Here is a 12,204-nt window from a genome sequence, read left to right on the forward strand (position 1 = left end):
ACTAAACCGCTAAACGCGCTGGCCAGACCCGCCACACCCCAAGAGAAAGTCATGGACCTGCGAAAATAGGGGCGGTTGGATTGATTGACAGCCACACGTCATCGCCTTACGTTCCTGCTCGATAAACCGGTACAGGGCAAGAGTTCCCTTGGTCGAGCCGCCGAAGCCGGCCCCGTCCCCCACCGCGCCCTCGAGGCTGCGGACCGCTCCCTTCGGACGAAAGAGACGCCATGCGCAGTCATCCCCCCGCTCGGGCCAGGCGGTACTGGCCCCAGGTGTTCCTGCTTCTGGCCGCATTGGCAGGCACCTGCCTGTCGCTTGTGCGCCCCGCCCCTGCCTCGGCCGCCACGGACTCCTTCGCGACACGGTGCGGGATCCGCTTCTGCCTGGACGGCAAGGAGTACTACGTCGCCGGGGCCAACGCGTACGACCTGTTCACCTTCGGTTCGGGCTCCGGCGACACCGAGACGGAGTACATGGACAAGGCCCGTATCGACGCCCACTTCGCCCGCATGCGCAACGACGGTGTCGACGTCGTCCGGCTCTGGATGTTCAACCACGAGGACTGGCACGGCTTCGAGAAGGCCGAAGGCGTCTACGACGAGCAGCAGTTCGCCCAGTTCGACTACATCATCGAGTCCGCCCGAACCCACGGCATGCGCCTCATGCCCGTGCTGGAGAACTACTGGGAGGCGTACGGCGGGATCGACACCCGGCTCAGGTGGGAGGGCCTGTCCGGCGGGCAGCCGGCCCGCGCCGCCTTCTTCGACAAGGACCGCTGCCCCGGGTGCCTCTCCTCGTACAAGAACTACGTGAGTTATGCACTGAACCGGACGAACCACTACTCCGGCGTCAAGTACAAGGACGATCCCACCATCTTCGCCTGGGACCTGATGAACGAGCCGAGGTACGAGGCCCAGAGCCCGGAGGAGAACGTCGAGGGCACCACGCTGCGGGCCTGGGTCGACGAGATGGGCGCCTTCGTCAAAAAGATCGACCCGAACCATCTGCTCGGCGCCGGCATTGAGGGGCACGGCACCCGGTACGGGTTCGGCGGCGACGAGGGCAACCCCTTCGTGCACCTCCAGCAGTCACCGTATCTGGACTTCACCTCGGCCCACCCGTACCCGACCGAGTCCTGGGCCGACCTGACGCTGGAGGAGACGAAGGAGCTGATCCGGACCTGGATCAGCGACTCCCATGAGAAGGTCGGCAAACCCTTCTTCATGGGCGAGTTCAATGTGCACAACGTGGATCGCGCCGCGTGGTGGAGCGAGATCTACACCGACTTCGAGGCAGCCGGCGGTGACGGGAGCGCCTTCTGGTGGTATCAGGACCGGGAGGTCGACGGAAAGTTCGGCGTCACCCAGGGCGACCCCGAGCTCGAGGTCTTCCGCGCCCACTCCGCCAACATGGCCACCAAGAGCGGACGCACCCCGGCCACCACTCCCTCCCCCACGCCGACCGGCTCCGCGGAACCTAGTCCTACCCCCACCCCCACTCCCGCCCCCACAGCCGCTGCGCCGTGCAAGGTGAGCTACAAGCTCTCCGATTGGGGGACTACGTTCAACGCGGACGTCACGATCCGCAACAGCGGCACCACCGCGGTCGATGACTGGGAACTCTCGTTCGCCTTCCCCGGCGATCAGTCCATCACCCAGATCTGGAACGCGACCCGCGCCCAAGTGGGCCGGAAGGTCACGGCGACCCATCCCACGGGCTACAACACGTCCATCACGCCGGGATCCACTGTGAACTTCGGCTTCAGCGGCACCTCACAGACCGGAACCAACGGCGTCCCGACGGGGTTTGCCCTCAACGGCAGTGCGTGCACCTTGGCCTGAGATCCGGGCGCTCCCTCGCGTTCAACACCAGGACCCGGTTGAACCGAGGAGGCCCTTCATGAGCCGTGTGCCTACGAATTCCGTCGGCACACGGCTCGGCCGCACCTCGCGCGGGTTCCACTCCCTACGCTCGATTTACTAAACATTGACCTTAACTAAACCGTTTACTAGACAACGTTGTCATGAGGGGTCAGAGTGTCCTCCGGAATGACGAATCCCATTGCTAGGAAAGGTGTGTGACGACTGTGTACGCAGCACTGGACATCGGCGGCACGAAGATCGCCGGAGCGCTCGTGGACGGCGCAGGCACGGTGGTGGTGCGTGCGCAGCGGCCGACTCCGGCACGGGAGTCCGCCGGTGAGCTCATGACGGCAGTGACCTGTGTGGTCGACGAGCTGGCGGCCCATCCGATGTGGGACGAGATCGCCTGCTTCGGTATCGCAAGTGCGGGTCCGGTCGACACGGCCGCAGGCACGGTCAGTCCGGTCAACATCCCTGCCTGGCGGCACTTTCCACTGATTGACGAGGTTGCCGCCCGCTCACGGCTGCCGATGGGGCTGAGGCCGGTATTGACCGGGGATGCGGTGGCAATGGCGGCGGCGGAGCACTGGCTGGGCGCGGCGCGGGGGTTCGAGAATGCGCTGTGCATGGTGGTGTCCACTGGGGTGGGGGGCGGCCTGATCCTCGACGGTCGGCCCCACACCGGCCGCACGGGGAACGCCGGCCACATCGGGCACATCACGGTTGACCTGGACGGTTCGCTGTGCCCCTGCGGCGCTCCCGGCTGTGTCGAGGGCTTTGCCAGCGGTACGGCAATAGCCGCACAGGCGCAGGCGGCTGGGTGGTCCGCGCCGGCGGGGGTGGCCCCGACTGCGGCTGCGGTTGCTGAAGCCGCCCGGGCGGGGAACCCTCAGGCGCTGGCAGCATACGAGCGGGCGGCCCAGGCCCTGGCGGCGGCCATTGCGGCGACAGCGGCCATCGTCGAACTGGACATCGTGGTCGTCGGCGGTGGTGTAGCGCAGGCAGGTGACACGCTTTTCACCCCCCTGCGCCGGCACATGGCCGACTATGCGGTTCTCGATTTCACTCGAGGATTGACCGTGGTGCCGGCGCTCCTGGCCCTTGACGCCGGTCTCATAGGGGCGGCGGCTGTCGCGTCTTCGCAGCCGGGCGCGTCCGTCCTGGCGGCGGGGAGGCGACCGTAGCCCTTTCCGCATTGCTTCATCCGTAGAGCTCACGAAGAGAGTGTGGGGGCTGCGCCGCGACCATGGGGTCCGGTCGGCGGGGCCCCGTGAGGGGACCACCGTATGGACTACATGATCAACACCATTCGCAACTACAGCTGGGGATCCACCACAGCCATCGCGGAGCTGACCGGAGTCGAACCGGACGGGACACCACAGGCCGAACAGTGGATGGGAGCCCATCCGACGGCCCCGTCCATAGTCCGTCGACGCGGGGCGAGTCGGCCTCTTGACCAGGTCATCGAAGAAGAGCCGGCTGCCGAACTGGGTGAGCACGTCCTGCGGCGCTTCGGTCCGCGCCTCCCCTTTCTGCTCAAGCTGCTGGCAGCCGAGGCTCCGCTCTCCCTCCAAGTGCACCCGGATCTGGCCGGGGCCGCCGCCGGCCACAAACGGGAGAACGCTCAAGGGATTCCCCTCGACGCCCCGCACCGCAACTACCCCGACAGCAACCACAAGCCTGAAATGATCGTCGCGCTCGGCACGTTCGAGGGTCTCTGCGGTTTCCGCACCCCGTTGGACTGCGCCGGACTGCTGAGTGCGCTGAACGTTGACCTGTTGGATCAACACTGCGCGACGCTGCGGTCGGCGTCGGAGGAGGCCGCGCTGCGGCAGGTCTTCTCGACATTCCTGGCCGAGGGGCCCTCGCTCGTGGACGCCATCACACGTGCTGTGGCGCGCGAAGCGCGAAGGTCCGGCCCCTACCAAGCTGCCTTCGACAGCTACTACTCCATCGCGAAGGCGCACCCGGGAGACCCCGGGCTGCTGCCCGCGTTGCTGCTGAATCACTTCCGTCTCACTCCGGGCGAGGGTCTGTTCCTCGGAGCCGGAATGCCGCACGCCTACATACGGGGCCTGGGAGTGGAGGTCATGGCGGCCTCCGACAACGTCCTGCGCTGCGGGCTGACTTCAAAGCACGTGGACTCCCAGGAACTCCTTCGCGTGATCGCGTTCTCCGCAGCTCCCGTCCGCGCTTTGCGGCCTACGGCCACGGCAACAGGCGAAGAGGTATTTGCCACCCCCGTGGACGACTTCCGCTTGTCGGTCGTCCGGCCTGGTCGGCATGGGGGCGCCGTGAGGCTCGACGCTTTTGCCCCACAGATCCTCCTGTGCACAGCGGGCGCAGTCTCCGTGACTGGTCCGGAAGGCGAACTGCCGCTGCCCGTCGGCAGTTCGGTCTACGCACCGGCCGGCGAACAAGTGACGGTCAGAGGGAGGGGGACCATCTACCGCGCCACCGTCGACGTGAGCTTCCCGTGAGTCACTGGCACGGCACGACCGCCAATTAAAACGAAGCTAAACTCAACCGGTTTCTTCAAGAATGACGAAGTTCCCAGCTCCTTCAGCCTCAACGGTGTCGCCTGTACCACGGGCTGATCCCGTTCTCGGCGTCACAGCCTGCGGAAAGGCTTCGTACGGCGAGGAGCTGTCTCTTTCCGCGCCCCCGATCCGCGGCCTCCCCGCACCGGACAGCACTGCGGCCTCCCCGCCCGGCCCCGGCGGGGAGGCCGCAGTGTGTCGCAGATGTCCTCTCAGCTCCGGGAGGGTGCCTGTGCGGTGGAACCGCGCGGAGTGAGGGACGGGGTCGGCACCTGTACGGGGCCGGTGTGCGCACCCTCTATGAAGGCGAACAGGGTGCGCGCCACCTGGGCCCCGAAGCCGTGCACGTCGTGGCTCATGGCCGACAGCGTGGGATGCGTGATCCGACAAAGTTGGGAGTCGTCCCAGGCGAGCAGCGAGACGTCGTCGGGGACTACGAAGCCCATCTCCGCGGCGACCCCTGCTCCCGCCACGGCCATGATGTCGTTGTCGTACACGATGGCCGTCGGACGGTCAGCAGACATCAGCAGTGAGCGAGTGGCCCGCGCTCCCTCGCTCCCGTCAAAATTTGTCGTAAGCTGCCGGCCCTCTTCCAGCCCCAGTTCCCGGATCGTGGCCGTGAAGGCGCTGGACCGGATGGCGCTGTGGCCGAGACTGACCGGACCTCCCACGCGGGCGATACGCCGGTGGCCGAGTGCCGCCAGGTACCGGACGGCCTCGGCTGCGGCCGTGGCGTCGTCGGTCCACACCGCGGGAAAGGAACCGGTGAGAGACGGATGCCCGACAGCCACCGCCGGCAGCCCGATGGCTTCCAGCGCTGGGACCCTCGGATCGTCTTCGTGGAAGTCGACCAGAATGGCCCCGGCGATCGTCTGGCTGCGCCACCAGGACTTGTAGAGGTCGATCTCCTCGTCGAGATCCCGCACCAGCCGCAGAAGCAGGGAGTACGACCGTTCGGCCAGGACGCTCTCGATACCTGAGATGAAGTCCATGTAGAAGGGTTCAAGGCCCAACAGCCGGGCCGGACGGCACAGAGCAAGACCGACGATGTCCACCCGCTGGCTGGAGAGGCTGCGCGCGGTGAGGTTCGGCGCCCACCCCAGCTCCTTCGCAGCCTCGAAGATCCGCTCGCGGGTGGCCTCCGAAACGCCCCGCTTCTTGTTGAAGGCCAGGGACACGGCCCCCTTGGAGACTCCGGCCCGGGCCGCTACGTCTTTGATGGTGACGCGTGCCGGACTGTTCACTTCGTATCCGCGCAGAACAGGGCGGCCCGAACGTCGTCGGCGGTCACGTCGCCACAGCCGTCGACTCGGATCCGCACCTGCTCACCCGGCAGCAAGGTGGTAAGACCGCGGTCGGCGGACGCGCTGGGGCTCAGCCGGTCCACCTGAAGGAGAAGGTCCCTGACGAGGGTGTGCGCGTTGACCACGACGTCAAGCTTACTGCCGCTGCCAGGGACGGGCTCCACCACTACGTCGAATGCGGGCTGTACGTAGCTGAACTCCTTGTCGGGGACCGGGAACCAGGTGGCCCGCAAGCCGTCCGCGTCGGCGACGAGGAACTCCTTGGCGGTGCATTCGTCCGGCACCAGGCCGGGGAGCACCTGGAGTCTGGCGACGGAACGCGCGGCAACGGTCACCTCGTGAGTGCCGTGGCCGACGGTCGTGCCGTCGGCCTCGACGCGGCGCAGGGTCACCTCGGTACGCCAGGGCGTCGCGGACTGATTGATCACCGCGAGCACGGGCCCCTCGTCGCCCGCGCCCGCGGGTTGCAGCGTCAGCAGCCGGTCCGCGTAAACCCGGCGCAGCTCGTGGTGGAGCGGCTTGAGGCGGCCGTCCCCGTCGATCGCGGCCCAGGAGCTGACCGGCCAGCAGTCGTTGAGCTGCCAGACGACGGTGCCGGCGCAGACCGGCCAGTGGGAGCGCCAGTGCTCGATGCCGGCGGCCACGGCACGGGCCTGGACGACCTGTGTCAGGTAGTGCCAGCGGTCGAAGTCGCCCTCGGGCAGGGCGAAGTGGCGGGCGACCCCGCGGTCGAGCTTGCCGTTGCCGTCCTCGGCCTTCTGGTGGTGGAGCATGCCGGGCGAGTCGGGGGCCAGCTCCTCGTCGGGCAGGGCGCGCCTGAGCGTGGCCAGGGCGGGCGGGGCCTGCCAGCCGAACTCGGAGACGAACCGGGGGACGTTCGCGCGGTACTCGGCGTAGTCCTGGCGGTTCCACACCTCCCAGGAGTGGTAGGTGCCGTGGTCGGGGTCGTTGGGGTGGTGGTCCCACGATCCGGACCAGGGGCTGCCCGCGCTGTAGACGCGGGTGGGGTCGAGTTCGGCGACGATACGGGGCAGCAGGCCGAGGTAGTAGCCCTCGCCCCAGGAGTCACCGGCCAGGCCGGGCTCCCAGTCCCAGTCGCGGAAGCCCCAGAGGTTCTCGTTGTTGCCGTTCCAGAGCACCAGGCTGGCGTGCGGCATGAGCCGGACAACGTTGTCGCGGACTTCGGCCTCGACCTCGCCGCGCAGCGGCTGCTCCTCGGGGTACGCGGCGCAGGCGAAGAGGAAGTCCTGCCAGACCATGAGGCCCAGCTCGTCGCAGGCGTCGTAGAACGCCTCGTCCTCGTAGATGCCGCCGCCCCATATGCGTACCAGGTCGACGTTGGCGTCGGCCGCCTGGCGCAGCCGGGTGCGGTAGCGCTCGGGGGTGATGCGCGAGGGGAAGACGTCGTCGGGGATCCAGTTGACGCCCCGGGCGAAGATCCGCTCGCCGTTGACGACGAGGGTGAAGCCCGTGCCGTGCGCGTCGGGGGTGCGGTCGACCTCGACGGTGCGGAAGCCGATGCGCCGGTGCCAGGTGTCGAGCGGGCCGGCGTCACCGAGCAGGGTGACGTCGAGGTCGTACAGGGGCTGGTCTCCGTACCCGCGTGGCCACCACAGCCGCGGGCCGTCCACGGTCAGCCGCAGCACGGCCTCGTCGCCCTCGAACCGAACCTCCGTCTCCTGCCCCGCCACCGTGGCCCGCGCTCGCAGGACGGTTGCGGTCCCGGCTTCCGTGCGCTCGACCCGGAGGCGTACCTCGACGCTGCCACGGTCCTCGTCCACGGTGACGAGGGGGCAGACGGAGGCGAGGCGGGCGGTGGACCAGTGCTCAAGTCGTACGGGGCGCCAGATGCCGGCGGTGACGAGCGTCGGGCCCCAGTCCCAGCCGAAGCTGCACGCCATCTTGCGGATGTACTGGAAGGGCTCGGGATACACGTTGGGGCGGTCCCCGGTGATCGCGCGGACCGCCTCGGCCTCCTCGTATGCGGAGGTGAAGTGCACCTCCAGACGGCCTGTCAGCCCGGTGGCGTCGAACCGGTAGGTGCGGTGCATGTTCCGGGTCGCCCCCAGTTCCCGGCCGTCGAATGCGATCCGGGCCGCGGTGTCCAGGCCCTCGAAGACGAGGTCGGTGCGCTCGTGTCCGCTCTCGTGGGACACGTCGGTGGTGTAGGTCCAGGAACGCCGGCCGACCCAGGAGACCTCAGTCTCGTTGCGGTCGAGGAACGGGTCCGGGATGACCCCGGCTGCGAGCAGATCGGTGTGGACACAGCCGGGGACCCGAGCCGGGAGCTGATCCTGACCGTGACGCAGGATCCAGCCTTCGGTGAGTGGGGTGATGTCCTTCATGTGCGGCTCCAATCGGCCCAGTACGCACGCTGACAGATGTACGACGCGGCACAACTTAGCCCGCAGATCGATCACTGTCTATAAACCGGTCTAGTCACCCATCGGTAACACGCAGACCCCGTCAAGTACGCGTGACCTGCACACCAACGCCGTTCAGTAACGATTCGGCATCGCCGAGGAAACAAGTGCTTTACCGGTTCACCCCCTCCCTGCCATAGTGCCGACATCCGGCGCAGACCCGAGCCGCCGTCCAAAGGAGCAGGGCACATGGGGAAGACCAGGACACTCGCAGGTACGTTTTTGGCCATCGCGACCATGACGGTCACCGGCTGCAGCGGCAGCGGTTCACCGTCCACCGAGACGGCATCCGCCCCCGCTGACGCCAGCAAGGCGAGCGGCACCATCACGGTCCTCACTCAGCGGACGGACCTGATCAAGAGCGGGGCGATGAATGCCTACGCGGCGGAGTTCAACAAGGTCTACCCCAAGATCAAGGTGAAGTTCGAGGGCCTCACCGACTACGAGGGCGAAGTCAAGATCCGAATGAACACCGACAAGTACGGTGATGTCCTGATGATCCCGGCGGCGGTCGCCAAGAACGACTACCCCAAGTTCTTCGCGCCGCTGGGTTCGTCCATCGAGATGGCGAGCAAGTACCGCTTCAGCGACAAGTCGGAGGTCAACGGCAAGACCTACGGCATCGCCCAGTTCGGTACGGCCAACGGCTTCGTCTACAACAAGGCCCTCTGGAAGAAGGCCGGCATCACCGCCTGGCCGAACTCCCCGGAGGAGTTCATCGCGGACCTGAAGACGGTCAAGGCAAAGACCGGGTCGACCCCTTACTACACCAACTTCAAGGACGGCTGGCCCCTGGTCCAGTGGTCCGCCAACATCGGCTCCGTAACCTGCGACAAGGAGGCCAACAACAAGTTGGCGGGCGCCGTCTCGCCCTGGAAGGCGGGCAGCGAACTCGGAGTGATCGACCACCTGCTCTTCGACATCGTCAAGGACGGCCTCTCGGAGAAGGACCCCAGCACCACCAACTGGGAGGCGTCAAAGAGCAAGCTCGCCAGGGGCGAGATCGGCTCCATGATGGTCGGCTCCTGGGCCATCAGCCAGATGCGGGACGCCGCCGAGAAGGCCGGGAAGAACCCGGACGACATCGGCTACATGCCGGTCCCCGTCCAGCAGGACGAGGGGCAGCAGTGCGCGACGCTCGTCTCGGACTACCAGCAGGCCGTCAACATCCACTCGGACCACAAGGAAGCCGCCCGGGCCTGGATCGACTGGTTCACGGAGAAGTCCGGCTACTCCGCCAAGGAGGGAGCCGTGCCCACCCTGAAGACGGCCCCCATGCCCGAAACCCTCAAGGAATTCGTTGACAACGATGTCACCTTCGTCGAACGCTCCGAGCGCAAGACGGGCGCGGTGAACGACATCGACAACGCCGCCGAGATCGGCCTCAACAAGCCCGACTACCGGCAGAAGCTGATCGACATCGCCCGCGGGGCGCAGAAGGGCAACGCCGAGAGCTACTTCGGCGAGCTGAACAAGAAGTGGAACGACGCCGCGAAGACCGCCGGTTCCTGACCCGGCACGGGCCCCGGCCGGGGGGAGACCGGCCAGGGCCCGTCCCGCGCACACCCGCATGACCGACGCGGACGACGAAAGGCCCGACATGACCGAGACGACCGAGGCGGTGAGCGTGAAAACGCACCGTGCGACGCCCCGCCGGCGCCACCCCTCCCCCAACGGCTTCGGCCCACGGACACGCGGCACCCGGGGCTGGTCGCTCCGCCGTGCCACGCCCTGGCTGTTTCTGGTGGCGCCCCTGGCCCTCCTGATCACGTTCACCTACGTGCCCGTAGGAAACATGATCTATTACAGCTTCACGGACTGGGACGGGGTCAGCCCCGACCGGAGCTTCACCGGAGCGGACAACTACGTCCAGATCTTCACCCGGCCGGAAATCTTCCGGGTGTTCTTCGTGAGCTTCTACTACCTGGCGGCCTCCGCGGTCCAGATCGTGATCGCGCTGTACTTCGCCACGGTGCTCAGCTTCGACCTGCGGTTCCGCAACCTGTTCAAGGGGCTGCTCTTCTTCCCCTACCTCATCAACGGCGTCGCCATCGGATTCGTCTTCCTGTACTTCTTCCAGGACGGCGGCACCTTGGACACCGTGGGCAACGTCCCCGCCAAACGTCCGGAAGTGGTGCCCATGGCCGCCCCAGCAACCTCCCCACCAGCACCCTCGCACCTCCGGCGCATCGTCGCCGCCAGCCTCATCGGCACCACCATCGAGTGGTACGACTTCTTCCTGTACGGGTCGGCGGCCGCGCTGGTCTTCAACAAGCTGTTCTTCCCGGACTCCGAACCGCTCGTCGGCACGCTGCTGTCCTTCCTGACGTACGCGGTCGGCTTCGCCGCACGGCCGATCGGGGCGCTGGTGTTCGGCCACTACGGCGACCGGCTCGGACGCAAGAAGCTGTTGGTGCTGAGCCTGCTGATGATGGGCGGGGCGACCTTCGCGATCGGGTTGCTGCCGACGCACGCGACCGTCGGTGTCGCCGCGCCCGTGCTGCTCACCCTGCTCCGGCTGATACAGGGGTTCGCGCTCGGCGGTGAGTGGGGCGGGGCCGTGCTGCTGGTGTCCGAGCACGGGGACGCGGAGCGGCGCGGGTTCTGGGCGTCGTGGCCGCAGACGGGTGCGCCGGCCGGTCAGCTGCTGGCGACCGGGGTCCTCTCGGGGCTCACCGCGCTGACCTCGGACGCGGCCTTCGAGTCGTGGGGGTGGCGCATTCCGTTCCTGCTGTCGGGGGTGCTCGTGATCCTCGGTCTGTGGATTCGTCTCTCTGTCGATGAATCGCCTCTGTTCAAGGCGGCCCTGGCCCGTGCCGACGAGCGCAAGGCCGCCGCGGGGGCCGCCGAGAAGATGCCGGTCGTGGCGGTGCTGCGGCACCACTGGCGCGATGTGCTGGTCGCCATGGGGGCGCGGATGGCGGAGAACATCAGCTACTACGTGATCACCGCGTTCATCCTCGTCTACGCGACGACCGCGGCCGACCTGAGCAAGCAGACGGCGCTCAACGCCGTGCTCATCGCGTCGGCCTTCCACTTCGCCGTGATCCCGCTGTGGGGCGCGCTCTCCGACCGGGTGGGACGCAAGCCCGTCTATCTGGTGGGCGCGGTCGGTGTGGGCCTGTGGATGTTCCCGTTCTTCGCGCTGATCGACACCCGGAGCTTCGGCAACCTGCTGCTGGCCGTCACGGTCGGGCTGTTCTTCCACGGGGCGATGTACGCACCGCAGGCGGCGTTCTTCTCGGAGCTGTTCGCGACCCGGATGCGCTACTCGGGCGCGTCGATCGGCGCGCAGTTCTCGTCCGTCGCGGCGGGCGCGCCCGCACCGCTCATCGCCACGGCCCTGCTCGCCGACTACGACAGCTCGACGCCCATCGCGCTGTACGTCATAGCCGCCGCGCTCCTCACCGTGCTGGCCCTGGTCTGCGCGAAGGAGACCCGCCACCGGGACCTCGCCGAGGTCGGGGCCGGTGCCACGTCGGAGGCGGAGGTGGAGGCGCCCCGGGACGCCGCGCGCACCGTCTGATCCGGGGTCCGGAAAGCGTGGGAGCCGGGCGGGCGGCCCGGCTCCCACGCTGTAGTCCCTACTGCGGGGCGGTGGCCTCGAACCAGGTGGGTCCGTCGGTCAGCGCCTGCTTGATCCGCAGCAGCGCGAACTCGGCCAGCTCGGGCAGCGCGTCCACGGAGAACCAGCCCACCTCCAGCGACTCGTCGTCGTTGACGCGGGCCGTGCCCCCGGTGGCGCGGCAGCGGAAGGTGATGTCGAGGAACTGGCAGCGGTCGCCGTTCTCGTACTGGATGGGCGGCAGTGCCTGGGTGAGGACGACCCGCTCCGCCACGCAGCGCACGGCTGTCTCCTCGTACACCTCTCGCTCCGCCGTCGCCGCGGGCTGTTCGCCCGGCTCGGAGATCCCGCCGATCACGGACCACTCGCCGGTGTCGGCGCGCCGGCCGAGGAGCACTCTGCCCTCGGCGTCGAAGACGACGGCGGTGACGCCGGGCAGCAGGAGCAACTGCTGCCCGGCGGTGGCACGGATCTCGCGGATGAAGTCAGGAATGGCCATGTGCCGAC

Annotated in this window: 8 protein-coding genes; 5 read left to right on the forward strand and 3 right to left on the reverse strand. The window is 67.7% G+C overall.

What is annotated here, in order from left to right; genetic code table 11:
• The first annotated feature begins 230 nt into the window (after positions 1-230).
• The 3 genes from AB0L33_RS26605 (at position 231) to manA (ending at position 4,345) form a co-directional block, all read left to right on the forward strand.
• Positions 231-1,844 carry a cellulose binding domain-containing protein gene (locus tag AB0L33_RS26605; protein ID WP_365685470.1) on the forward strand — a complete coding sequence of 538 codons (1,614 nt, stop codon included), beginning with the start codon at positions 231-233 and terminating at the stop codon, positions 1,842-1,844.
• Positions 1,845-2,080: 236 nt separating this feature from the next.
• Positions 2,081-3,049 (forward strand): ROK family protein, encoded by a 969-nt coding sequence (locus tag AB0L33_RS26610; RefSeq protein WP_365685471.1) that lies wholly within the window; start codon positions 2,081-2,083, stop codon positions 3,047-3,049.
• A gap of 102 nt (positions 3,050-3,151) precedes the next feature.
• Positions 3,152-4,345: a mannose-6-phosphate isomerase, class I gene (gene manA, locus AB0L33_RS26615; protein ID WP_365685472.1), complete on the forward strand. Its 1,194-nt coding sequence runs from the start codon at positions 3,152-3,154 to the stop codon at positions 4,343-4,345.
• Positions 4,346-4,617: 272 nt separating this feature from the next.
• Here the strand turns inward: manA and AB0L33_RS26620 are convergent, their stop codons facing one another.
• Positions 4,618-5,649 carry a LacI family DNA-binding transcriptional regulator gene (locus AB0L33_RS26620; protein ID WP_365685474.1) on the reverse strand — a complete coding sequence of 344 codons (1,032 nt, stop codon included), beginning with the start codon at positions 5,647-5,649 and terminating at the stop codon, positions 4,618-4,620.
• A complete protein-coding gene (locus tag AB0L33_RS26625; RefSeq protein ID WP_365685476.1) occupies positions 5,646-8,054 on the reverse strand; it encodes a glycoside hydrolase family 2 protein in 2,409 nt (802 codons plus the stop codon). Before AB0L33_RS26625 ends, AB0L33_RS26620 begins: the two co-directional genes overlap by 4 nt.
• Before the next feature lie 267 nt (positions 8,055-8,321).
• Between AB0L33_RS26625 and AB0L33_RS26630 the strand changes: the two genes are divergently transcribed.
• Together AB0L33_RS26630 and AB0L33_RS26635 are read left to right on the forward strand one after the other, a co-directional pair.
• Positions 8,322-9,644: an ABC transporter substrate-binding protein gene (locus tag AB0L33_RS26630; RefSeq protein WP_365685478.1), complete on the forward strand. Its 1,323-nt coding sequence runs from the start codon at positions 8,322-8,324 to the stop codon at positions 9,642-9,644.
• Between the two features lie 628 nt (positions 9,645-10,272).
• Positions 10,273-11,658 carry an MFS transporter gene (locus AB0L33_RS26635; RefSeq protein WP_365685540.1) on the forward strand — a complete coding sequence of 462 codons (1,386 nt, stop codon included), beginning with the start codon at positions 10,273-10,275 and terminating at the stop codon, positions 11,656-11,658.
• Between the two features lie 58 nt (positions 11,659-11,716).
• Here the strand turns inward: AB0L33_RS26635 and AB0L33_RS26640 are convergent, their stop codons facing one another.
• Positions 11,717-12,196, reverse strand: coding sequence for an NUDIX domain-containing protein (locus AB0L33_RS26640; protein ID WP_365685479.1), 480 nt, complete (start codon positions 12,194-12,196; stop codon positions 11,717-11,719).
• Positions 12,197-12,204 lie beyond the last annotated feature (8 nt).

This window comes from Streptomyces sp. NPDC052299, assembly GCF_040679335.1.
In the GTDB taxonomy this organism is placed as follows: domain Bacteria; phylum Actinomycetota; class Actinomycetes; order Streptomycetales; family Streptomycetaceae; genus Streptomyces.